The 23,036-nt window shown below is 46.8% G+C and carries 19 protein-coding genes and 2 pseudogenes; 8 read left to right on the forward strand and 13 right to left on the reverse strand.

Annotated features, from left to right (window positions below):
* From ACQXR1_RS15585 to ACQXR1_RS15600, 4 genes are all read right to left on the reverse strand, one after another.
* Positions 1 to 1,218, reverse strand: a 1,218-nt coding sequence (locus ACQXR1_RS15585) for an NTTRR-F1 domain (protein ID WP_430772448.1), incomplete at its 3' end; no start/stop codon positions are given.
* A gap of 386 nt (positions 1,219 to 1,604) precedes the next feature.
* Complete coding sequence (locus tag ACQXR1_RS15590; RefSeq protein ID WP_040083848.1) at positions 1,605 to 3,041, reverse strand: anion permease; 1,437 nt, start codon at positions 3,039 to 3,041, stop codon at positions 1,605 to 1,607.
* Between the two features lie 126 nt (positions 3,042 to 3,167).
* Entirely contained in the window at positions 3,168 to 4,430 is a 1,263-nt protein-coding gene (locus tag ACQXR1_RS15595; RefSeq protein WP_095432195.1) for a pectate lyase, read from the reverse strand.
* 195 nt (positions 4,431 to 4,625) lie between these two features.
* Complete coding sequence (locus ACQXR1_RS15600; protein ID WP_014663177.1) at positions 4,626 to 4,973, reverse strand: general stress protein; 348 nt, start codon at positions 4,971 to 4,973, stop codon at positions 4,626 to 4,628.
* A 243-nt stretch (positions 4,974 to 5,216) separates the two neighbouring features.
* Between ACQXR1_RS15600 and ACQXR1_RS15605 the strand changes: the two genes are divergently transcribed.
* From ACQXR1_RS15605 to ACQXR1_RS15630, 6 genes are all read left to right on the forward strand, one after another.
* Positions 5,217 to 5,585, forward strand: a complete 369-nt coding sequence (locus ACQXR1_RS15605) for a DUF3212 family protein (protein ID WP_071578267.1) — start codon at positions 5,217 to 5,219, stop codon at positions 5,583 to 5,585.
* Between the two features lie 108 nt (positions 5,586 to 5,693).
* Complete coding sequence (gene yfmC, locus ACQXR1_RS15610) at positions 5,694 to 6,641, forward strand: Fe(3+)-citrate ABC transporter substrate-binding protein YfmC (RefSeq protein WP_430772449.1); 948 nt, start codon at positions 5,694 to 5,696, stop codon at positions 6,639 to 6,641.
* Positions 6,642 to 6,713: 72 nt separating this feature from the next.
* Positions 6,714 to 7,715, forward strand: coding sequence for a Fe(3+) dicitrate ABC transporter permease FecD (gene fecD / locus ACQXR1_RS15615; RefSeq protein ID WP_040083854.1), 1,002 nt, complete (start codon positions 6,714 to 6,716; stop codon positions 7,713 to 7,715).
* Positions 7,712 to 8,713, forward strand: coding sequence for a Fe(3+)-citrate ABC transporter permease YfmE (yfmE, locus tag ACQXR1_RS15620; RefSeq protein WP_040083856.1), 1,002 nt, complete (start codon positions 7,712 to 7,714; stop codon positions 8,711 to 8,713). The genes fecD and yfmE overlap by 4 nt, the downstream gene beginning before the upstream one ends.
* A 12-nt stretch (positions 8,714 to 8,725) precedes the next feature.
* Complete coding sequence (gene yfmF, locus ACQXR1_RS15625; protein ID WP_069839993.1) at positions 8,726 to 9,526, forward strand: Fe(3+)-citrate ABC transporter ATP-binding protein YfmF; 801 nt, start codon at positions 8,726 to 8,728, stop codon at positions 9,524 to 9,526.
* Positions 9,527 to 9,630: 104 nt separating this feature from the next.
* The gene (locus tag ACQXR1_RS15630; RefSeq protein ID WP_430772450.1) at positions 9,631 to 10,650 is read left to right on the forward strand and encodes an NADP-dependent oxidoreductase; all 1,020 of its coding nucleotides are present in this window, start codon (positions 9,631 to 9,633) and stop codon (positions 10,648 to 10,650) included.
* A gap of 47 nt (positions 10,651 to 10,697) precedes the next feature.
* Here the strand turns inward: ACQXR1_RS15630 and ACQXR1_RS15635 are convergent, their stop codons facing one another.
* Both ACQXR1_RS15635 and ACQXR1_RS15640 read right to left on the reverse strand, forming a co-directional pair.
* A complete protein-coding gene (locus ACQXR1_RS15635) occupies positions 10,698 to 11,144 on the reverse strand; it encodes a GNAT family N-acetyltransferase (protein ID WP_430772451.1) in 447 nt (148 codons plus the stop codon).
* 69 nt (positions 11,145 to 11,213) lie between these two features.
* On the reverse strand, positions 11,214 to 12,344 hold the full coding sequence (locus tag ACQXR1_RS15640) for a DEAD/DEAH box helicase (protein ID WP_430772452.1): 1,131 nt from the start codon (positions 12,342 to 12,344) through the stop codon (positions 11,214 to 11,216).
* A gap of 174 nt (positions 12,345 to 12,518) precedes the next feature.
* Between ACQXR1_RS15640 and ACQXR1_RS15645 the strand changes: the two genes are divergently transcribed.
* Positions 12,519 to 14,075, forward strand: coding sequence for an ABC-F family ATP-binding cassette domain-containing protein (locus ACQXR1_RS15645; RefSeq protein ID WP_014663168.1), 1,557 nt, complete (start codon positions 12,519 to 12,521; stop codon positions 14,073 to 14,075).
* Between the two features lie 119 nt (positions 14,076 to 14,194).
* On the opposite strand, the pseudogene ACQXR1_RS15650 reads toward ACQXR1_RS15645, so the two are convergent.
* From ACQXR1_RS15650 to yfmT, 7 genes and pseudogenes are all read right to left on the reverse strand, one after another.
* A pseudogene (locus ACQXR1_RS15650) lies at positions 14,195 to 14,345 on the reverse strand (hypothetical protein).
* A gap of 289 nt (positions 14,346 to 14,634) precedes the next feature.
* Positions 14,635 to 15,825 (reverse strand): MFS transporter, encoded by a 1,191-nt coding sequence (locus tag ACQXR1_RS15655; protein ID WP_430772453.1) that lies wholly within the window; start codon positions 15,823 to 15,825, stop codon positions 14,635 to 14,637.
* 65 nt (positions 15,826 to 15,890) lie between these two features.
* On the reverse strand, positions 15,891 to 16,313 hold the full coding sequence (locus ACQXR1_RS15660; RefSeq protein ID WP_040083865.1) for a MerR family transcriptional regulator: 423 nt from the start codon (positions 16,311 to 16,313) through the stop codon (positions 15,891 to 15,893).
* Positions 16,314 to 16,437: 124 nt separating this feature from the next.
* Entirely contained in the window at positions 16,438 to 16,884 is a 447-nt protein-coding gene (locus tag ACQXR1_RS15665; protein WP_040083867.1) for a YfmQ family protein, read from the reverse strand.
* A gap of 122 nt (positions 16,885 to 17,006) precedes the next feature.
* The gene (locus tag ACQXR1_RS15670) at positions 17,007 to 18,896 is read right to left on the reverse strand and encodes an ABC-F family ATP-binding cassette domain-containing protein (RefSeq protein WP_430772454.1); all 1,890 of its coding nucleotides are present in this window, start codon (positions 18,894 to 18,896) and stop codon (positions 17,007 to 17,009) included.
* A gap of 134 nt (positions 18,897 to 19,030) precedes the next feature.
* Positions 19,031 to 19,396, reverse strand: a pseudogene (locus ACQXR1_RS15675) (methyl-accepting chemotaxis protein); the annotation flags it as partial.
* A 508-nt stretch (positions 19,397 to 19,904) separates the two neighbouring features.
* Positions 19,905 to 21,362: a benzaldehyde dehydrogenase gene (yfmT, locus tag ACQXR1_RS15680; RefSeq protein ID WP_014663161.1), complete on the reverse strand. Its 1,458-nt coding sequence runs from the start codon at positions 21,360 to 21,362 to the stop codon at positions 19,905 to 19,907.
* 249 nt (positions 21,363 to 21,611) lie between these two features.
* Here yfmT and ACQXR1_RS15685 point away from each other — a divergent pair, with 249 nt between their 5' ends.
* The gene (locus ACQXR1_RS15685; protein WP_014663160.1) at positions 21,612 to 22,997 is read left to right on the forward strand and encodes an amino acid permease; all 1,386 of its coding nucleotides are present in this window, start codon (positions 21,612 to 21,614) and stop codon (positions 22,995 to 22,997) included.
* The last annotated feature ends 39 nt before the right edge of the window (positions 22,998 to 23,036 follow it).

Below are 23,036 nucleotides of genomic sequence, written 5' to 3' on the forward strand. Positions count from 1 at the left end.
CGTTGCTCCTGTTGATCCCGTTGCTCCGGTTGGTCCGGTGGCTCCGGTTGATCCCGTCGCACCTGTAGAACCCGTTGATCCGGTCGCTCCGGTTGGACCTGTTGGTCCCGTCGCTCCCGTTGATCCTGTCGCTCCTGTCGCTCCTGTCGCTCCTGTTGCTCCGGTTGATCCGGTTGGTCCCGTCGCTCCAGTGGCTCCTGTTGATCCGGTTTCTCCAGTTGGACCTGTCACTCCAGTGACTCCAGCTGATCCTGTCGCTCCTGTTTCTCCTGTTGGACCTGTCTCTCCCGTTGCTCCTGTTGGTCCTGTTGCTCCGGTTGGACCTGTTGCCCCAGTCGTTCCGGTTGGTCCCGTTTCTCCAGTCGTTCCGGTTGGTCCCGTTGATCCTGTCGCTCCGGTTGTTCCGGTTGATCCTGTTGCTCCTGTTGCTCCTGTTGCTCCCGTTGATCCTGTTGCTCCCGTTGATCCTGTTGATCCTGTTAATCCCGTTGCTCCGGTCGCTCCGGTTGGACCTGTTGGTCCGGTTTCTCCGGTTGATCCTGTTGGTCCTGTTGCTCCCGTCACTCCAGTTGCTCCCGTCACTCCGGTTTCTCCTGTTGGTCCGGTTGATCCCGTCGTTCCGGTTGGTCCCGTCGCTCCTGTTGGACCCGTTGCTCCTGTTGATCCCGTCGCTCCAGTCGTTCCGGTGGCCCCCGTTGATCCTGTCGCTCCTGTTACTCCCGTTTCTCCAGTTGGACCCATCGGGCCTGTTGGTCCAATCCCACCAACAGAATCTATTAAAGAAATATCATCAATCAATACAGATCCAAACGAAGCCTTACTAATAACAACTACAGCACTTACTGCCTCTACAGGTGTTTGTATTGTTCTATAGATTTCATTCCATGTATTTAAAGTGAGATTTGGCAAATTCCCGGCTGTAATAATAATCTCCTGTCCGCCTTCAATCTCTTCTCCTTCTCTGTTAACAAATAAAATTTGTATCGTTACTTGGGGACTTGGGTTATTCCCCATTCTTCCAAGTGAAACGATGAATGTAAGAGATTGTCCAGAAATAACAGGGATAATTTGGCCTAAAAAAGCATACGGCTGGCTGCTGATAAACTGCGCTGAATATCTTCCAGAGTGGGCAAAAGTATTGATTACAGACACATTTGCAGAGGCCCATCCCGTCAAATTGCCCGTTTCAAATCCTCCATTTACAATCACATCATTCACTCAACTTCATTCCCCGCTATCTTTAAATAGTTCCAGGTAGTATATGCAGGAAATACGCCATTCGTCTTTCACTTCGCTAAGCAAAATAAAAAAAGGTGATTGTCCTTACATCACCTTTTTTGCTTATATTATATATATTCTGTTGTGTCTAAAAACCCAGTGAGCTCCACATGCCGCTAGCCCCCAAAAGAAAGTCTGCAAAACGCCAGATATTTCTCACTGGATTATGGATTGCCCTGGTTTATCATATTTTTCAATCTATTTTCTCAGTTCGTTGCTTTTCCTTCTATCGGCTTTTCATATGCCGATTGCTATAGAAGATTCCTCCCACTATGATGTAATGTGGGGCAACACAAAAAAGGCAGACCGCGTCTGCCTTTTTCTTTCTACCATATTCCTAGTACTTTCCACCATAATCCGCCGATCACAAGCCATACGATGATATGAACAATCGACAGGATAAATCCGATGGACCACCATTTGCCTTGCGGGATGTAGCCTGCTCCGAAGAAGACCGGGGCCGCTCCAGAACCGTAGTGGGTCGTTGATCCAAACAGGTTGCTGAAGAACGCGAGACTCAACGCTGCTAAAAGCGGCGGTGCGCCCGCTGCCACGACGACAGCCAAAAATGCAGAATACATCGCACTAATGTGTGCTGTCGCACTCGCAAAGAAATAGTGTGAATAGAAATACACAACAATTAGGATTAAGAATGCTACAATCCAAGAGAATCCTGATACTGAGGATTTCATGGCGTTACTGAACCAAGACACCATGCCTAATTCATTCAGGAAGTTGGCCAGCATGACAAGCGCCGCAAACCAAGTGAGCGTATCCCAAGCGCCCTGTTCCTTTTTGATATCATCCCAAGTCAGAACCTGTGATAATAAGAGAACGGCCAAACCGATCAATGCGGTTGTGGTTGCGTCGATGTTGAAGCTGCCGCCAAAAATCCATAGCACAAGCACTAAAAGAAACACGATAACCATGGAAAGTTCTGATTTTTTGAACGGTCCCATTTCTTTCAGTTTCTCTGTTGCGATTTTCGCTGCATCCGGTGTTTCTTTGATTTCCGGCGGATACAGTTTGTAAATCACAAGCGGCGTGATGATTAAGCTTACAAGTCCCGGTACAATCGCGGCAATTGCCCAGCTTGTCCATGTTAAGTCCACCCCCGCGACATCATGGGCCAGCTTGGCAATCAGCGGGTTCGCCGCCATCGCTGTCAGGAACATAGCAGATGTGATCAGGTTCCCCTGAAAGCCGGTTTTTAATAAGAATGCACCGATTTTTCTCTCTGTTCCATTTGCCGGGCTTGATCCGAATGTTTCGGATAATGATCTGATAATAGGAAATATAATGCCTCCTGCACGCGCCGTATTACTTGGAATGGCAGGTGAAAGTATTAAATCACTGAACAGCAGTGAATAAGAAAGTCCAAGGGTTTTTTTCCCGAATTTCTGAACGAATACATACGAAATTCTCGCACCGAGCCCGGTTTTGATAAATCCCCGGGAAATAAAGAATGCGATCACGATAAGCCAAATGGTCTTATTCCCGAATCCGCTTAATGTATCCTCAATGGATAGTGTTCCAGTTAGTGCAGTAACCGCCAATGCAAAAATTGCAATTGCACCCATTGGCAAGGGCTTGGAGATAAAGCCGATAATTGTCGCGACAAAAATCGCAAACAAATGCCAAGCTTTAGGTTCAAGTCCGGACGGAGCGGGAATAAACCAGATGATTAGTCCCACAGCGACAGTAATAAGCAATGGAACAAGCTTTACTGCTGACTGTTTTCCTGCGTCTTTTTCTGAAGCCATAAATAGGTCTCCTCCTATATACTTGTTTTCCGATCCCCTTTTCCATTCTACTCCTTAACTAAGTTAATAAACATTTTAATTAATTAAAAAACACAAAGGTTAGCATCCTTTGTGTTTTTCACTTTCTTAATTTAATTTACCCGCTCCCGCTTGATTTATAACATTCGATTTCACATTAGCAGAAGCATCAATCGATCCATGCAGAGACGGCGTCCAGCCGACAGAAGAGCTCAGCCCGTTTGCAGCCGATGCGTTGATTTGTGCGCCGTTCAGCAATGTGCCTGAGTCATATAAAGCCGTTCCCCCGCTGAACACGCTGATCGTTTTAGCAGCTGACAGTCCCGGTACGTCAATGGCATTGTTTTGGGCATAGATTTTAGAAGACTTTCCGATTCCCCACGCGTAACTGAAAGGATAACTTGAAGAGCTTGTGCTTCCTTCATAATAATTGTTGTATACGTGCACTTGCCCGAAGCGGACTCTCGGCGCGCGCTGGACAATATTTTTATAGCGGTTATGATGCAGCGTAATTTTTAATTTGCCGTCATCAGAGGTTTTGCTGTCACTCGATCCGAAAATGGAGCTTTTATCATGATCGTGATAATAGTTGTAAGACATCGTGATATAGTTAGCACCGTTGGAAGCATCCGTTTGGCCGTCATGGTGCTGATATTTTCTTCCATAATACTTCGGTGATGTGCTGTCCGGACGCGAGCCGTCGTTAAACGTACAGTGATCGATCCAAATGTGCGTGCCGCCGTTTATCGTGATGTTGTCGTATTGTGAGTTCCAGTTCCCTGAGCTTCCGTCAGTCGGATCCCATTGCGGAAAATAGTCATAGGCATCCTGGAATTCAATGTTGCGGATAATGACGTTATCACTCTTGATTTGAAAATTTCCCCCCACGACTTTGGCGTTAGTCCCTGAACCGACGATCGTCGTGTTTGCAGGAATATCCACCATGACCCGTGCTTTTTGGTTTTTCTGAGAGCGTGCTCTCGCTTCTTCTTGTGTGCCCGACGGCTCTTTTTTGCCCCACGTGCTAGGATCATAGGCTTTCAAATATTTGTCCAAATCGTACTCCGGATCTTTATAGTCATTTAGGCCAAGCGGCTTCAGATTGTCATCCACGTTCATATCAATCGTTCCCTTGATATAAATGATTTTTGGTGTTGTGTTGGTATCCTTCCCTAATGCCGAGACAAGCTGGTTTCTGTTGCTGACGGTATACACATTTGAGGACGATGCTTTAGATCCGCCTGTCGTACCGGTTGAGTAGGCGCCCCAGCCATCATTTGATCCTAACGTCTGGTGGCCTAAATCAGCTGCGTTCGCGCCAGCTGGAGTCAACCCTAAAAACAGAGCCGTAGCTAACATCACTTTTTTCATTCACTATGTACCCCCATTTTCTGTTTTGTGAGATTTCATTCCAATTTCTCACAAAAATATAATAGCAAATGGAGGGACATCCAGAACCGAAAATGTTCCGCTATCTTATTGCGGCATTCTGCAGAAGATCCGCCGCAAAGACCGCAAAAAAAAACCAAAAGGCCGTCAATTGGCCCTTTGGTTTTTTCCCCTGCTTTATGCCCAAGCTTTCACTTTTTCGTTATCTGTCACAAAGAGAAGCACTTTTCCTTCATCTAAGCGTTTTTCAAATTGAGCGGCTTCATCTTCAGAAAAACCGATTTCGTGAATTTTATTGCGGAGCTCGTCTCCTTTTTTATTGAAGATATTTCCTACTGCGTGCTTCAAACCTGTTTCTTTGGCTCCGATCGTGTTGGCATTCGTGTTGTCTGCCAGGCGTTCCGTTCTGTCATCGTCGTGAGCTAAGACGTATACATCCTCTTTCGCCACACCCATTTGCTGTAATTCCTCTACATCCTTCATGAGCTGTTCGTCATTTGTATACTCTTTTACAACTGGTTTCATTTCGATATTCCTCCTTCTTGTTTTCTATATTTCTTTCATACCCGTTCGTCTGTACCTGAAACAGATTCCAGAACATTGAAGAGAAAAACAGGAAGAATGGTAGTAGCTATTTATTTTCCGTCCATGGTAAAGTGATAGGAACGGAGACTATTTTCAGAAAAGTCAAAATCAAAGAGAAGCCGCTGCACGGAGCACACGACCATGAATTGCTGCCTATATCCGTACGAGCAGGAGGTATGTCTAATGCAATACTTTTCACCAGAACAGCAATACAATGCTTGGATTGTAAGTGATTTAGTCAAACAGATTTTCCATAAGCGTGCCGGATGTTCACCAGGAATTCACGAGCTTGCAGTTTTTGCCGAGGAACATTTTGATATCGATATCGATTTTGTTTTCTCGATTATTATGAATATCGGCGATATTGAGTTTGCGCTTGCAGACGAAATCGAAAAGAAATTGTCCGGTTATCTCAACACTCTCCTCCCATACGTCACTGCTGATATGTTCGAAACCTCTAAAGCCAACGCCCATGCGTTTTTGTCTCGAAGACACGGTAACGCTGCATACCACTTATTTGTGTCTGATGATGCTTTCATGAGAAAGCAGTGAAAAAACGGATTTCTTTACTAAAAAAATATTGACATGGTAAGCCATGCTATTATAGTGTTACATGTGATAATGATTCTCATTACTAAATCTAATAAAAGGAAGAATGACATGCGCACCTATTCTAACAAGCTGATTGCCATCATGAGTGTTTTATTGCTCGCCTGCCTCATTGTATCCGGCTGTTCATCAAGCCAGAATAACAACGGAAGCAGCGAAAGCAAGTCTAAGGATTCCAGAGTGATCCATGACGAAGAAGGAAAAACGACAATAAGCGGCACACCTAAGCGGGTGGTTGTGCTTGAGCTTTCATTCTTGGATGCCGTTCACAATCTCGGCATGACGCCGGTGGGCATCGCCGATGACAACAAAAAAGATATGATTAAAAAGCTTGTCGGCAGCTCCATTGATTACACATCTGTAGGCACACGCAGCGAACCGAATCTTGAGGTCATCAGTTCCTTGAAGCCTGATTTAATCATCGCTGACGCTGAGCGCCATAAAAACATTTATAAACAGCTGAAACAAATCGCCCCGACGATTGAATTAAAAAGCCGTGAAGCGACATATGACGAAACAATCGACAGCTTTACAACCATTGCAAAAGCATTAAATAAAGAAGATGAAGGAAAAGAAAAGCTTGCCGAGCACAAAAAAGTCATCAACGGCCTGAAAGCGGAACTTCCAAAAGATGAAAACCGCAACATCGTTCTCGGGGTTGCAAGAGCGGATTCCTTCCAGCTTCATACATCATCATCCTATGACGGAGAAATCTTTAAAATGCTCGGCTTTACACACGCTGTGAAGTCAGATAACGCCTATCAAGAGGTCAGCCTCGAGCAATTGAGCAAAATCGATCCAGATATTTTGTTCATCTCAGCCAACGAAGGCAAGACCATTGTAGACGAATGGAAAACGAACCCGCTCTGGAAAAATCTCAAAGCAGTGAAAAATGGACAAGTCTATGATGCGGACCGTGACACTTGGACAAGATTCAGAGGCATCAAGTCTAGTGAAACAAGCGCCAAAGATGTGCTAAAAAAAGTGTATAATAAATAAGACAAATGAGAAGCGAGGGGAAATCCTTGCTTCTTCGTTTTTGCAACCAGACGCAGTAAGGAAGTGAGACTGTTGTATCATTCAGCCAAACGGCGCTCATCATCAAGACTGATGATGTTCATCATTGCACTGATCATTTTTATATTTGGGCTTGGGCTGAATCTTTCAGTAGGAGCCTCAGACATCGGCATCATAGATTCATTGAAATATCTTTTTGTATGGGACGGTTCAAAGGAACAGCTCATCATCTCTACTCTTCGCCTTCCCCGCACATTAATCGGCGTTTTTGTCGGCGCCAGCCTAGCTGTAGCAGGGGCGCTAATGCAGGCTATGACGAGAAACCCTCTGGCTTCACCCCAAATTTTCGGTGTGAATGCGGGTGCATCGCTTTTTGTCGTTGCTTCTCTCGTCATTCTGCCGGCATCGCCCTATTCTTCTGTTCTTTTCGCTTTTGCGGGTGCGGCGGCAGGCGGCGCGATTGTGTATATGATTGCCTCATCCGGCGGCATGACACCTGTCAAACTGGCGCTGTCAGGAATGGCCGTGCACTTATTCCTCTCCTCCATGACACAGGCCATCATTATTTTAAATGAGTCAGGTGAGGATGTTCTGTACTGGATGACAGGCGCAATCGACGGCAGCAACTGGCAGGACGTCTTGACCATCGCTCCGTTTTCTGTCATTGGCATCGGGCTTGCTCTCGTATTTTCCGGTTCTATTTCTGTTCTCGGTCTCGGAGACGAAACAGCAAAAGGGCTTGGACAAAATATGAACGGCATCCGGATTCTGATCAGTTTGATTATTTTAATCCTTTCCGGCGCTTCCGTAGCCGTCGCCGGGCCGATTGGCTTTGTCGGGCTGCTCGTCCCGCATATTGTCCGCAAGCTGATCGGAGAACATTATCAATACGTGCTTCCGTTTTCTGCACTGTTCGGTGCCATTTTGCTGGTGTACGCAGATGTTCTGGCCAGATGGATTGCATTTCCTTATGAATCACCGGTCGGCATTGTCACCGCGATTATCGGAACGCCGTTTTTCTTATATTTGGCAAGGAAAGGGCGACACTTGAAATGAAGAAAACAACCAGAAAACAAAAACGCCCCTTGCTGGCGATACTCATATTGGCCGTGATTTTGATCGTTCTGTCCGTCATCAGCATCGGAATCGGTGCATTATACATTTCACCTGAGGCGGTGGTGACGAATTTGCTGGGTCTGGATCATTCCTTTGAATTTATCATCCAGCAATATCGGCTTCCCCGCATTATCTTAGCGATTTTGGCCGGTGCAGGTCTTGCCGCTGCCGGAGCAATTTTACAGGGCGTGATCCGAAATCCGCTTGCTTCCCCGGACGTTGTCGGCATTTCAAAAGGGTCAGGACTTGCGGCGATGGCTGTGATTCTCATCTTTCCTGAGTCGCCGGTATACGTGCTTCCGTTCTCCGCATTTGCCGGAGCAGCCATTATTGCTGTACTATTGTTAATGATAGCCCGAAAAAAGAGCATTCAGCCCTCTTCACTGGCTTTATCAGGCATTGCCTTAGGCGCGGTCTGCCACGCCGGAATGCAATATATGATGGTCAAGTTTCCGGGCGACGTGAATGCTGCACTCATTTGGCTGACAGGCAGCCTCTGGGGAAGAAACTGGGAAGAAGTCAAGCTGCTTGCGCCATGGCTTTTGATTCTTTTTCCGATCGTCTGCATTCTCATACCGAAGCTGGATCTTATGTCACTCGGTGATGAGCTTGCGCAGGGTCTCGGAGAAAACGCAAACCGGCTGAGATTCATCCTGATTTTCACCGCGGTTGCGCTGGCGGGAAGCTGTGTAGCCGTCGTCGGCTCAATCGGTTTTATCGGCTTGCTTGCTCCGCATATTGCCAGACGGCTTGCCGGAGAAAAAGCTAAATATTTACTGCCTGCATCGGCATTGATTGGTGCTATTATATTATTAATTGCAGATACTCTAGGGCGCGGCCTCATGCCTCCGGTTGAAATACCTGCCGGAATACTGACAGCCGTGATTGGCGCGCCTTATTTCTTATATTTATTGAAATTCGAAGCGAGGAAACAGTAGGGAGAGGATACCATGGGAAAACTGGCTGCAGACCAGCTCACTCTTTCATATGACAGCACAGTGATTATTGACGGAGTCGACTTAAAGATAGAAGAAGGAAAAATCACTGCGCTCATCGGCGCCAATGGCTGCGGTAAATCAACAATCCTCAAATCGCTCGCCAGGCTAATGGCCCCGAAAAGCGGTACAGTGCTATTAGAAGGAAAAGACATCCACCGCCAGCCGTCAAAAGAAGTCGCAAAAAAACTGGCCATTCTTCCACAATCTCCTCAGGCTCCTGAAGGATTAACGGTAGAGGAATTATGCTATTTCGGCAGACATCCTCACAAAAAGCTGTTATCCAAGCATACCCAAGAGGATCACGACATGGTAGAGTGGGCGCTGAACGCAACGGGAATGATCGAGCTGAAGGAGCGGACGCTGGACGCCCTCTCAGGCGGCCAAAGACAAAGAGCTTGGATTTCCATGGCACTTGCGCAAGGAACCGATTTGCTTTTGCTTGATGAACCGACCACGTATTTAGACATCTCACATCAGATTGAAGTGCTTGAGCTGCTGAAAAAGCTGAACCGCGATCATGGCCGCACCATTGTCATGGTGCTTCATGATTTAAACCAAGCCGCTCAATATGCTGACTATCTGATCAGTGTGCTGGACGGTAAAATATATAATGCCGGAACGCCGGAAGATGTATTTACCCAGCCATTTTTCCGTGAAGTCTTCGGCTTGGAATGCTGCATCATGAGAAGCCCGATCGACCAGAAGCCAATGTGCTTGCCGACGGGACTGTGCCCGAAATTACGGGCGAAATGAAATGGAGAGGTAGATCCTCTCCTTTTTATTTTGCCAGCTTACCTTTTGTATTTCCTCTCCTGTCCATGTTACAGTGGTGTCAACCAAGTGATAGGAGGATGAAAATGACAGCATCTCAGCAGCAAATTCAATTAGCAAGACGTCCGCAAGGTGTTCCTGTTCATGAAGACTTTCGCTTTGAAACCGTTCCGGTTCCTGAACCGAAGCAAGGGGAAGTGCTTGTCAAAACGCTATATATATCGGTTGACCCCTATATGCGCGGCCGTATGCAGGATACGAAATCATATGTTGAGCCGTTCGCTTTAAATGAAGCGCTCTCTGGCGGGGTTATCGCTGAAGTTGTGTCAGACGGGAATCATCTGAAAAAAGGCAATATCGTCATCGGAAACCTCAGCTGGCAGGAATATTCCGCGGTAAGCGAGTCTGCCTTGCGAAAAATTGATACAAGCCTTGCTCCCGCTTCTGCCTATCTCGGCATTTTGGGGATGACCGGCTTAACGGCATACTTCGGATTGCTGGACATTGGGCGCCCGAAGGAAGGCGAAACTGTGGTTGTCTCCGGAGCTGCGGGAGCCGTCGGTTCAACAGTCGGGCAAATTGCCAAAATCAAAGGCGCGCGAGTTGTCGGTATCGCGGGCTCTGATGAAAAAATCGACTATTTAAAACAGAAGCTTCAGTTTGACGAAGCCATCAATTACAAAACAGCGGATGATATCCAAAAAGCGCTTCAAGGCGCTTGTCCTGACGGTGTCGATGTGTATTTTGACAATGTCGGCGGACCGATTTCAGACGCGGTCATGAATCTGCTCAATGAATTTGCCCGCATTCCGGTGTGCGGCGCCATTTCTTCCTATAACGCAGAAAGCGAAGCAGATGATATGGGCCCTCGTGTCCAATCAAAGCTGATTAAAACGAAGTCGCTGATGCAAGGCTTTATCGTCAGCGACTACTCCGATCGTTTTCCTGAGGGAGCAAAACAGCTGGCCGAATGGCTGAAGGCTGGTAAACTCCATTACGAGGAAACCATCATAGAAGGCTTCGAAAATATTCCTGACGCGTTTCTCGGCTTATTTAAGGGAGAAAATAAAGGAAAACAGCTGATCAAGGTCAGCGATCCGAGCTGAAGATGAAATCGGGAGGGCTTTTTGCCCTCCTTTTGTGTTTATTGAGGTCAGCTGCGAAAAATCAGCGTAAGAAAACCATCTTCATCTGGTTTCGTATCCTCCAAAATGAACCCTGCTGCCTGAAAGCAGGCTAAACTGATTCGATTGTCTTCTTCGATGCATGCCACCCATTCCCGCACTTTAGTAAAATCAGGTTCGGTCAGCAGCTTTTGTAATATCCGTTTTCCGTACCCTTGAAGCCGGCACAAAGGATTGACGATCAACCCAATATACGTCCGCTCCTCCCCGAACTCAATAACGGCCATTCCTGCCGGCAGCTGTCCATCATACGCCATGATGATGGTGTCGTGTTCATCTTTATTTACTCGTGCATACCACTCATCTAATGGCAGCATCCCATCCATTCTCCGTCTGGTATCCTCATTCTCGAACCAGTGTTCAAGGATTTTCAGCTCTGGCTCCTTCACTGCTTGAAACCTGTCTATTGAAACCATCTTCCCACCTCCACGTGAAATCTTTTCTATTATTTTACAACAAAAAAGAAGGGCTTTTCGCCCTTCTTTTTATTTTGTTTTCAGTTTTCCGCCTGCATACACAGCTTCACTCAGCTCAACACCAAGCTTCTTCGCCATTTTTTTCAGCTTTGATTCCTCCAATTTTGTCACAAGGCTCAGCACGTTGCCTTCTTTTCCGGCCCGGCCTGTTCGTCCTGATCTGTGGACATAGCCATCTTCATCAGGAATATCAGCATGAATCACGTATGGCAGGTTTTCTATGTCTAAGCCGCGTGCGGCAATGTCAGTCGCCAATAAAAGCGGGAACTCTCCGTCTTCGAATGCGGCAATGATTTTAGCCCGCTCCATTTTTTTCGCTTCGCTGTGCAAAACGCCGAGTTCAACGTGGTGATATGCCAGCTTTTCGGCATATACACTCAGGTTGCCGATATCTCTCACAAATACGAGCGCCTGCATGCCTTCAAGCCTTGACAGCTTTTGCAGCAGCTTTACTTTGTCACGCTGGTCGCAAATGAGATATTGATGCTTTACTTTCCCAGCTTCCGTCTTGCTTCGCTGCACCTTCAACACCTCAGGCTCTTGAGCCAATTCGCGGAGCACGTCCTCTGTTTCCTTTTTGAGCGTGGCAGAGAAACATAGAAGCTGGCGGTCTCTCAATGTTGTCTTAATGATTTGCTTAATCGTTTCGCGATGCTCCGGCAGGACGAGCTGATCCGTTTCATCAAGCACGATCGTTTTCACTTCATGCATTTTGAGTTTTTTTGCTTTAATCAGTTCAAATACCCTGCCCGGCGTGCCGACGATGATATGCGGGTGTTTTTTCAGCTTTTCAACCTGCTTCTTCACATTCGCCCCGCCGATTAAGGAAGCGGCGCGCAGCTCTGAGCCCGCTTTCCAATCCTGAATCACTTGAAAAATCTGCATGACCAGCTCACGCGAAGGCGCTAAAATGACTGCCTGCGGATGCTTCTGGTCCGGCTTGATCCGCTCCAAGACCGGCAACGCATACGCCAGCGTCTTTCCTGTGCCTGTCGGCGATTCCGCGATGACATCCTTTCCGTCCATGATCAGCTGGGCAGCCTGCTCCTGTACAGGAGTTGGCTTTTGAAAGCCGGAAGCCTGCCAATTCTCTTGTATAAATGATTGTGCATTATGTAAAAATGGCCAAGTTTGCGTCATTTTTGTTCTCCTCAATTCCTGAAATCTACTCCATAGTATCTCAAAACCTCGCCCGGAACGCAATTTTTCTTTTTCTTTCCTATACCTTTCAACATTCCGAATCCTCCTTTATAATCAAAAGGGTGAATATTACACGCCGATTGAGCGTGTTTGATAAACGATAGAGGTGTAAACATGAGTATTTTATCTGTAAAAGATTTAAGCCACGGCTTTGGTGACCGGGCCATTTTTAATAACGTTTCCTTCCGCCTGTTAAAAGGCGAGCACGTCGGGCTGATCGGCGCAAACGGTGAAGGAAAATCAACCTTCATGAATATTATTACCGGAAAGCTTGAACCTGATGAGGGAAAAGTCGAGTGGTCAAAAAATGTCCGTGTCGGCTATCTTGACCAGCATACCGTGCTTGAAAAAGGAAAATCCATTCGTGACGTCCTGAAAGACGCGTTCCATTATTTATTTGCGATGGAAGAGGAAATGAACGAGATTTACAACAAAATGGGCGAGGCTGATCCCGACGAGCTCGAGAAGCTACTTGAAGAAGTCGGCGTCATTCAAGACGCGCTGACAAACAATGATTTTTATGTTATTGATTCCAAAGTGGAAGAAATCGCTCGCGGCCTCGGCTTGAGTGATATCGGTTTAGAGCGCGATGTCACTGATCTAAGCGGCGGACAGCGCACAAAGGTTCTTCTCGCCAAGCTGCTTCTTGAAAAGCCGGAAATTCTGCTTCTCGATGAGCCGACCAACTATCTTGATGAACAGCATATTGAATGGCTGAAACGCTACCTGCAGGAATACGAGAACGCGTTCATCCTGATTTCCCACGATATTCCGTTCTTAAATAGCGTCATCAACCTGATTTATCACGTTGAAAATCAAGAGCTGACACGCTATGTCGGCGACTACCATCAGTTTATGGAAGTCTACGAGGTGAAGAAACAGCAGCTTGAAGCGGCCTACAAAAAGCAGCAGCAGGAAGTCGCAGAGCTGAAGGATTTCGTTGCCCGCAACAAAGCGCGTGTCAGCACGAGAAACATGGCGATGTCCCGCCAAAAGAAACTCGATAAGATGGATATGATCGAGCTTGCGGCAGAAAAGCCAAAGCCGGAATTCCATTTCAAGCCGGCGAGAACGTCAGGCAAGCTGATTTTCGAAACAAAGGATCTCGTGATAGGTTACGATTCCCCGCTGTCCCGTCCGCTCAACCTCCGCATGGAGCGCGGCCAAAAAATCGCCCTATACGGCGCAAACGGAATCGGAAAAACGACATTGCTGAAAAGTTTGCTTGGCGAGATCCAGCCGCTCGAAGGTTCGGTTGAACGCGGCGAGCACATCTATACCGGCTATTTCGAGCAAGAGGTCAAGGAAACAAACAACAATACGTGCATCGAAGAGGTATGGAGCGAATTCCCTTCATATACCCAGTATGAAATCCGTGCCGCACTGGCAAAATGCGGACTGACGACAAAGCATATCGAAAGCCGCGTCTCCGTATTAAGCGGAGGCGAAAAAGCCAAAGTCAGATTGTGCAAGCTGATCAATTCGGAAACAAACCTGTTAGTGCTCGATGAGCCGACAAATCACTTGGATGTCGATGCCAAGGAAGAGCTCAAGCGCGCCCTCAAAGAATACAAAGGCTCGATTCTGCTTATTTCCCACGAGCCAGAGTTTTATATGGATATCGCGACAGAAACATGGAACTGCGAGTCTTGGACGACGAAAGTGCTTTAATTTATAAAAAAACCCGCCTGCTGAAGGGCGGGTTTTTTACTGCCATTTTTTCTGAACGATTCTCAAAAGCTCTCTGTCTTTTAAAATGAGCTGCAATGGCGATGTGAATTCATCAAGTGTCAGCTCTCTTTTGGCAGACAGCTCAAAGTCTTCCTTATCAGCCCAAGCGGTAAACCATTCAACCGAAAAGCTGTTTTTCATGACGCTGTGTATGTATTGATAGAGCGTTTCTAAACATTTCTGATCATATTCGTCAGGCTTTGCCTTCATGGCAAACGTCCCCTCTACAGCATGAACCATCACTTGAAATGGCAATCGTAAATGAACGGACACATTCTCAGCTTCTACAAGATAAATCCCAGCCGCATCAATGCCTGACCGTAGCGGATGCCCTTTCCGCGAACGCCGTTCTTGCTGACCGAAAAAACCGGTTTCTAAAGGGGTTTTAGCTGTTAAGTAGTAAAATTGTGTCATAAAGACTATCCTTTCCTGCACCAATTCGATTATGATGCATTATAACGAATAAAAAGACACTGCATATGCGCAGTGTCTTTCGTTATTAATGCCCCGCCTTAATCCCGGCAAGATGTTTACGTCCCATGAGAAGGACAAGCATGCCGACAAAAACGACGATTCCGCCTACTGTATATGGTGTGCTTGCGGTGAAATGTTCTGACAGCATTCCCGCAATCCACGGAGCGAGTGCGCCGCCGATGAAGCGGACTGAGCTATAGGCTGAAGACGCGATTGAGCGTTCAACCGGCGCAGAACCCATCACAGCGGTTGTCATGATCGTATTCACCATACCGAGGACAGCACCAGCGACAACGATACATGTAATAATCAAAGTCTGATGGTCTGTCCAGATCCCCATAATGATGAGAATGACCGCAAAGGCGATAAAGAGAACGACGAGCGAACGCACTGTGCCCATCACTTTGTGCACAAGCGGCGCCGTAAAGACTGACGTAATCGCCAGCAGAAGGCCCCAGCCGAAGAAGACATATCCAAGACCATGTTCATCCAAATCCAGAACGAATGGAGAATAAGCAAGCAAAATAAAAAATCCAAAGTTGTATAAGAATGCCGATACGGCCATCGTTAAAAGGCCTTTATATTTGAGCGCCTTCATCGCATCAAACACACCGACGCGTTTCACTGGTTTCGGTAATTTTGGCAGCATGAAAGAAATTGCGATTAACGCAATAAACATCAGAACAGATACTCCGAAAAACGGTGCGCGCCATGAAATGCTTCCAAGCTCTCCGCCTGCAAGCGGCCCGACAGAAATCCCAAGACCGAGCGCAGCCTCATACAAAATAATCGCTTGGGCGCTTCCGCCGACTGACACGCCGACGATAACCGCAAGCGCTGTGGAGATAAATAAAGCATTACCTAATCCCCAGCCGCCGCGATAGCCGACTAACTGAGCAATTGAACTTGAGCTGCCGCCAAGCCCCGCAAACACAATAATAAAAATAAGTCCGAGAATTAATGTCCATTTCGCGCCGATGCGGCTGGAAATGGCTCCTGAGAAAAACATCATAAATCCGGTAACAAGCAAATAACTTGTAAACAAGAGTGATACTTCACTAGGTGAAGCATGTAATTGTGCGGCAATGGCCGGAAGAATTGGATCGACCAGCCCGATTCCCATAAAAGAAATCACACAGGCAAACGCGACAGCCCATACCGCTTTCGGCTGGCTGAGCAAGCCCGTTTTCTGATTCACTTGTTTTGTCTTATCCATTTGACCTGACCTCCATCTTTATTCCATTAAAAGAAACGCTACAAAAATAGCGTTTAACAAACTTTTCATTCGATTGATTGAATGCCACGTTCCGCTTTTTCTTTCATGCCCTGCAGATGTTCTTTAAAGCTTTGGAATGTGCGGATTTTCTCATCAATCAAACCCAGCTGGTGATTCAGGGTTTCCTGAATTTCCTCCAGTTTTTCTTTCCGTTCCTTAGGATCCAGTGACAACAAATACCCCTCTTTGTTTAACTCTAGCTGACGGCTGGTTTCCATGAAATGCTGAAGCTCCTGAAGGGAAAAACCGAGCACCTCTTTTGTGCTGATGACTTTCTCAAGCTCCTCCATATCATCCTCTGAATAAAGCCTTACACCGCCGTCTGTCCGTTTCGGCGCCGGAATCAAACCGATTTCTTCATAAAACCGGATGGTCCGCTTTGTCAGCCCGCTTCTTTTGGCCACTTGATCAATCTTCATCCATTCCAAGGTAAATCCCCCTTCGCCGTTTCTGTTACCATTATACACCTTTTGAACCTTAACGTAAACGTTAACTTTTAAAAAGCAATAAAAAAGACGAGCAGCATAAAGCACCCGTCTTTCACTTTCCTGTTTAAGCTAAACTTCCCGCCAGTGACAGAGACTCTTTTTGAAGGCTTTCTGAAAGCACTCGATACGCGATCACTTTCTTCTTGTACTGTTTTACGACGTCGATATGGTCATCGTAGCGGTATACAAACAGCCTCACATCATGTTTGCCTTTTTTCGTATCTATCACAAGCGGCGTGCCGCCGTTTTCCGGATATAAATAACGCTCTTCGTCACCTGGGTAAATATAATATTTCTCCAGGAAGACAGCTTCGTTAAATTGATCAATCACTTTCTGCTTCTCTGTACCCTCGAGACGTTTTCCGTCTAGAGAGAGGCTCGCATTTTCATCACTAAGCTTGGCGTGCACTTCAAATTTGCTGAGCAGCCATTCTATGACGCCTGTAGGAAGACAGGTTAATACGATTTTCACCAGACTCATGAGAATTAACATCACGATCGCCCATGTCATACTTCATCATCTCCGTTAGTTTTCCATGTGCCGCTGACACACAATTCCATCCTATCATAAGCAGGCCGATTCGTTTTTGTACATTATGTGAAAAAAAGCGCGGCCTGCTGCGGCCACGCTTTTTAGCTTTCCAGTTCTTCGATCATGAGGGACAATTCTGTCCAGCGGTCCATCGCAGCCTCAAGCTCTTCCGCCGTTTTCGCCTGCTCGGCCATCAGCTCTTGGATTTTGCCAAAATCACTGCCTGCTGCGGCGATGTCAGCTTCGAGCTGTTCATGTTTTTCTTCCAGCTGAGCAATTTTATCTTCGATGCCGTCCCATTCCAGCTGGTCTTTGTAAGAAAGCTTTTTCCGTTTTTTCTTTGGCTCGGCTTCAGCCGGTTTTGCTTCAGCAGCCGATTTTTCAGTTGTTTTTTTCGCTTTTGACTCTTCCATATAATCGCTGTAGGAGCCTTGGAAGCGGGTAATGACACCATTTCCTTCAAACACAATCAAACGGTCGACGACGCGGTCAAGGAAATAGCGGTCATGGGATACGGTAATGACGACGCCAGGGAATTGGTCGATGTAATCCTCAAGAACGCTTAATGTTTCAGTATCCAAATCGTTCGTCGGCTCATCGAGAAACAGGACATTCGGCTCCTGCATGAGAACCTGTAGCAAGTATAAACGGCGTTTTTCCCCGCCGGACAACTTGCGGATATACGTCTGCTGCATGGAACGCGGGAAGAGGAAACGCTCCAGCATTTGTTCAGCTGTAATGATATCGCCATCTACTGTTTTTACGACCTCCGCCGTTTCTTTTATATAGTCAATGACCTTTAACTCACCATTCATTTCACTATGATCCTGGGTATAGTAGCCGATTCTGACCGTCTGTCCGATCGTAATATCGCCTCCGTCCGGCGTGTGACGGCCGGCAAGGGTGTTTAACAGCGTTGTTTTCCCGATGCCGTTTGGCCCGATGATTCCGATCCGTTCACCCGGTATGACAAGTTCATTAAAACGGTCGACGAGCATGCGGCCGTCATAAGCGATCATGACGTTCTCCGCTTCAATGACCTGTTTGCCGAGACGGTGCGAGCCAATCGCAAAATCGAGTGAACCCGATGACTGAGGGCCTTTCTGCTCTTTAAGCGCTTCTACCCGGTCAATTCTCGCCTTTTGTTTTGTGGATCGGGCTTTCGCTCCTCGTCTGAGCCAAGCCAGTTCACGGCGCAGCAGGTTTTGCCGCTTCGTTTCCTTTTGCTCAGCCTGCGCTTCCCGTTCCGCTCGTTTTTCTAAAAACACTTCATAGTTGCCTTTATACGTGTAGAGGCTGCCTCGTTCTAGCTCATAAATGCGGTTCGTGACACGGTTTAAGAAATATCTATCGTGCGTGACCAGCATAACAGAGCCGGGATATTGGCTTAAATATCCTTCAAGCCACTCAATCGTTTCATTATCCAAATGGTTTGTCGGCTCGTCCAAAATGAGCAGATCAGCGGGCTGAATTAAGTTTTTGGCAATGGCTACCCGTTTTTTCTGGCCTCCTGAGAGCTCGTTGACCGGCTTTGTTACATCGTTGACACCCAGCTTAGTCAGTACGGTTTTTGCCAGGGTGTTTGCATCCCATGCGTTGTTCGCGTCCATTTTCGCCTGCGCTGCCAGCAGGTGTTTCTGGCGCTGTTCATTTTCGGGATCTTTCCCCAATTCATGCACCGCTTTTTCATATTCACGCAAGGTTTTCATCACAGCCGATTCACCGGAATAGATATGCTCCAGTACTGTTTGCCCCGCGGGCAGCTCAGGGTCTTGATGAAGAAATTCCACGTGCACGCTTCCGGATTTCGTAATTTCCCCTTCTTCGATAGATTCCAAGCCGGCAATCACTTTCAGCAGCGTTGATTTCCCTGTTCCATTCGGCCCGATTAATCCGATTCTCTCATTCTCTTCAATATGAAAGGAGATATGGTCGAATAATGTTTTATCTCCGTATGTTTTATAAAGATTTTCCGCTTTTAATATGCTCATGGTTCCTATCAATCCTCACGTAAGTTCATGTGTACATTTTAAATCAGCCGCTGGAATAAAACTAGTAAAACGTCAGACGAATTTCATGGAAATGCGGGATATGAAAAAGACCGGGGACGTTTGTCCCCGGTCTCTTACTCTTCCTCAAGCGCTTTTTCTGCCATTTTTGCAAGATGCTGCGCGCTTCCTGAAATCTCCTGCATCGTGGCGGAAATTTGTTCAACGGCAGCGGCTTGTCCGTCTGTATGCTGATTAATCGACTCAATGGATTCCTCCAGCCCTTTTAGCAGGCTGTGGATTTTTTTCGTAATCTGGTCAATTTGGCCGACATTTTCTTTTGAATGTGTCGCTAGCTTTCTGATCTCATCTGCGACGACAGAGAAACCTTTTCCGGACTCCCCCGCTCTTGCCGCTTCGATCGCGGCGTTCAAGCCAAGCAGATTGCTTTGGTCAGAAATGCCTTTAACAGTGACTGAAATATCGGCGATTTCACCGGCGCTTTCGCTTACTTTTTTCGCTTGAGAGGAAATGCCTGACATTTGAGTTGAAAACCCGTTAATTGAGTCAGAAATGTCGGAAATGGCCGCGGCCGTTTGTTCAACAACAGCCGATAAGCTTTCTGCCACATCATGCAGCTTTGATGACTCCTCAAGGCTCGTACCGAGGCCAACGCCTCCAATGACTCTTCCATTCTCGTCGTGGAGCGGGATGGCACGGGCGATCAACGGGAAGCCGAACAATTCTTTCGGAACCATGCTCGTTTTCTTCTGATTGCTGCGGATGGCATCTGTGATGATATCCCCTTCCTGCAGTGGATCACCGGCTTTTACGTTCAGCGAAAAGGTTTTGGCCGGTATGTTCACGAGCAGCTTTTCCGTATCATAAATGCCGATTGTAATATCATCCTGAACCAGGCTGTTTAAATAAGGGGCTACTTTGATAAATGCGTCCAGAATATCTGCCGTTTCTTTTTCCGTTTTTATGCTCAATTCCATTCACTCCTATTCATTAATAAGGGAAGCTGCGTTTTTCGTGCTGAACCGAGATCCATTTCAGCGTTGTAAATTCTTCAAGGCTCCACTCACCGTTCAAACGGCCGAGGCCTGATTGCTTTTCACCGCCAAAGGCTACATTCGGTTCATCATTAATGGTCGTGTCATTAACGTGAATCATGCCTGTTTCAATGCGTTTCGCAAAAGCTACGCCGCGCTCAAGATTTGACGTATGTACGGCACCGCTCAATCCAAACGGCGTTTCGTTTGCGATATCCACCGCTTCGTCTTCTGAATCAAACTTCATAAAGGAGACGACCGGCCCGAACAGCTCTTCCTTGGCAATGCTCATGAACGGTTTGACGTCTTTTAAGATCGTCGGTTCCACAATCGTCCCGTTAAATCCGCCAAGCTTCACCGGTACAGCGCCTTCTTCAATTGCTTGCTCAACAGACTTCATCAGCCCGTCCGTCTGTCTGCTGTTGATTAATGGCCCGATAATCGTATCAGGGTCCATTGGGTCGCCGACTTTCAGCGATTCCACTTTTGCCTGATAGAGCTCAAGGAACTTATCATAAATAGATGAATGGACAAGCACGCGATTGGCTGACATGCAAATTTGTCCTTGATGTGTAAATCGGCTGAACACCGCCGCGTTGACCGCATATTCTATATCTGCATCCTCAAGCACGATGAAGGCGCTATTCCCGCCAAGCTCAAGAAGCGGCTTTTTAAAATGCTTCATCGCAAGCTGCCCGATGTAGCTGCCGACTTTCGTAGAACCGGTAAATGAGATAATCCGCGGCACTGGATGCTCAACGAAGCTGTCTCCGATTTCAGCAATGTCTGTGACAACAACATTCAGCAGACCCTCTGGGATTCCCGCGTTCTCAAAAATTTTCGCAATCAGCGTTCCGCCGCATATTGGTGTTTCCTCATGCGGCTTTAACACAACGCCATTGCCGGCTCCGAGTGCAGGCGCCACTGATTTCATAGATAAAAAGAATGGGAAGTTAAATGGACTGATAACACCGACAACACCTGCCGGCACGCGATATAATCTGTTTTCCTTTCCGTCTATTGTGGACGGAAGAATTTTACCTTCCATGCGGACAGGGAACGTTGCCGCTTCTTTTATGATGTTTTTGACAAGACCGATTTCAAAGGCTGCTTTGAGCCTTGTTCCGCCAAGCTCTTCCATAATCAAATAAATGATGGCTTCTTCGTTTTCTTCGATATACGTGACGGCTTTTTCTAAAATGGATCTTTTTTCGAACGGATTGACCGCATCCCATTTTTTCTTCGCCAGCGCCGCTGCCCGGTACGCTTCATCTACATCGTCAGCAGTCGCTTTACGGAATGTTGTGAATGTTTTTTGAGTATAAGGATTTTTGTTTTCCAATACATTTGGGCTGCTGCCCTCCTGCCATTTCCCGCCGATATACTGTTTATTCAACTCTTCATATTGAAACATGGTCAGCATCTCCTTTATAACCGCAAATCAAAATATGGGCGAATCTATTTTTTCTATCGGTTCATCCTGCATAAAATTGAATATTAGATTAGTAAAAATTGCTATCCTATGATACGACAACGCTGTTTCGCTTCTATCGTTTAAAGCAGAAAAATATTTTATTGACTGCGTCAAATTTCGACAATATAATACAACAAGAACTGTATATAATGATTAGAATATTTTGAATATTTTCAGGAGGAACTTTTGATGAGTTCATTATTTAGAAAAAAACCGCTTGAAACATTGAGTGCGCAGAGCAAGTCAAAAAGCCTTGCCCGTACGTTAAGCGCATTTGATTTAACCTTGCTCGGTATAGGTTGTGTCATCGGTACAGGGATTTTTGTCATTACAGGAACAGTGGCAGCAACCGGTGCAGGTCCCGCCCTCATCATATCGTTTATTTTAGCAGGGCTCGCCTGTGCGCTGGCTGCATTCTGTTATGCTGAGTTTTCGTCTTCCATTCCGATTTCGGGAAGCGTGTACTCATACTCATACGTGACACTTGGAGAGCTGCTCGCCTTTTTAATCGGATGGGATCTCATGCTTGAATATGTCATTGCACTGTCGGCGGTTGCCACCGGCTGGTCTTCCTACTTTCAATCGCTGCTTGCCGGCTTTAATCTCCATCTTCCGGCTGCACTGACAGGAGCGCCGGGAAGCACGCCGGATGCCGTATTTAATCTTCCGGCTGCAGTGATCATTCTCCTCATCACTGCGATTGTCAGCAGAGGCGTCAAGGAAAGCACACGCTTTAACAACGTCATTGTACTGATGAAAATCGCGATCATTTTATTGTTCATTATTGTCGGCATCGGCTATGTGAAACCGGACAACTGGTCTCCTTTTATGCCATTTGGGATGAAAGGCGTCATTCTGAGCGCTGCCACTGTTTTCTTCGCGTACCTTGGGTTTGACGCGGTTTCTAACGCTTCAGAGGAAGTGAAAAATCCACAAAAAAACATGCCCGTCGGCATTATTTCAGCTCTAGCCGTCTGTACGGTTCTGTACATCGCGGTATCGCTTGTGCTGACAGGCATGATGCCTTATGCCAAATTGAATGTCGGAGATCCGGTGTCCTTCGCGCTGAAATTCGTCGGACAGGACGCTGTCGCCGGAATTATTTCTGTTGGTGCGATTATCGGGATTACGACGGTGATGCTCGCTTTGCTGTACGCTCAGGTCCGCTTGACATTTGCCATGAGCAGAGACGGCCTTCTGCCTGGCTTGTTCGCAAAGGTGCATCCGTCATTTAAAACGCCGTTTCGCAATACATGGCTGACAGGGATCGTTGCAGCGGGAATCGCCGGGTTTATTAACCTCGGAACGCTGGCTCATCTGGTGAACATGGGAACACTTGCCGCGTTTACGGTCATTTCCATTGCTGTCATTGTGTTAAGAAAGAAACATCCTGAAATCAAAGCGTCCTTCAGAGTGCCATTCGTTCCGGTTGTGCCGATTATCAGCGCAGGCATCTGCCTCTGGTTCATGTACAGCCTTCCCGGCGTCACATGGCTTTCATTTGTCATCTGGATCGCTGTCGGAACACTGGTTTACTTCCTATATTCGAGAAAACACAGTTTATTAAACAAATAATCTCTTTTTCAGCCGGCGCTGCCTCACTCATCCGCCGGC

It is taken from the genome of Bacillus sp. ATD, assembly GCF_050585765.1.
GTDB classification, from domain to species: Bacteria; Bacillota; Bacilli; order Bacillales; family Bacillaceae; genus Bacillus; species Bacillus stercoris.

What these genes read in the sequence shown, in the direction of transcription:
- ACQXR1_RS15605 (WP_071578267.1), top strand. Translation starts at nt 5,217, where the DNA reads ATGCAATACTTTTCACCAGAACAGCAATACAATGCTTGGATTGTAAGT.
- yfmE (WP_040083856.1), top strand. Translation starts at nt 7,712, where the DNA reads ATGAAGAAAACAACCAGAAAACAAAAACGCCCCTTGCTGGCGATACTC.
- ACQXR1_RS15600 (WP_014663177.1), bottom strand. Translation starts at nt 4,973, where the DNA reads ATGAAACCAGTTGTAAAAGAGTATACAAATGACGAACAGCTCATGAAG.
- ACQXR1_RS15630 (WP_430772450.1), top strand. Translation starts at nt 9,631, where the DNA reads ATGACAGCATCTCAGCAGCAAATTCAATTAGCAAGACGTCCGCAAGGT.
- ACQXR1_RS15645 (WP_014663168.1), top strand. Translation starts at nt 12,519, where the DNA reads ATGAGTATTTTATCTGTAAAAGATTTAAGCCACGGCTTTGGTGACCGG.
- ACQXR1_RS15665 (WP_040083867.1), bottom strand. Translation starts at nt 16,884, where the DNA reads ATGACATGGGCGATCGTGATGTTAATTCTCATGAGTCTGGTGAAAATC.
- ACQXR1_RS15635 (WP_430772451.1), bottom strand. Translation starts at nt 11,144, where the DNA reads ATGGTTTCAATAGACAGGTTTCAAGCAGTGAAGGAGCCAGAGCTGAAA.
- ACQXR1_RS15590 (WP_040083848.1), bottom strand. Translation starts at nt 3,041, where the DNA reads ATGGCTTCAGAAAAAGACGCAGGAAAACAGTCAGCAGTAAAGCTTGTT.
- yfmC (WP_430772449.1), top strand. Translation starts at nt 5,694, where the DNA reads ATGCGCACCTATTCTAACAAGCTGATTGCCATCATGAGTGTTTTATTG.
- yfmT (WP_014663161.1), bottom strand. Translation starts at nt 21,362, where the DNA reads ATGTTTCAATATGAAGAGTTGAATAAACAGTATATCGGCGGGAAATGG.
- ACQXR1_RS15655 (WP_430772453.1), bottom strand. Translation starts at nt 15,825, where the DNA reads ATGGATAAGACAAAACAAGTGAATCAGAAAACGGGCTTGCTCAGCCAG.
- yfmF (WP_069839993.1), top strand. Translation starts at nt 8,726, where the DNA reads ATGGGAAAACTGGCTGCAGACCAGCTCACTCTTTCATATGACAGCACA.
- ACQXR1_RS15640 (WP_430772452.1), bottom strand. Translation starts at nt 12,344, where the DNA reads ATGACGCAAACTTGGCCATTTTTACATAATGCACAATCATTTATACAA.
- ACQXR1_RS15670 (WP_430772454.1), bottom strand. Translation starts at nt 18,896, where the DNA reads ATGAGCATATTAAAAGCGGAAAATCTTTATAAAACATACGGAGATAAA.
- ACQXR1_RS15685 (WP_014663160.1), top strand. Translation starts at nt 21,612, where the DNA reads ATGAGTTCATTATTTAGAAAAAAACCGCTTGAAACATTGAGTGCGCAG.
- ACQXR1_RS15595 (WP_095432195.1), bottom strand. Translation starts at nt 4,430, where the DNA reads ATGAAAAAAGTGATGTTAGCTACGGCTCTGTTTTTAGGGTTGACTCCA.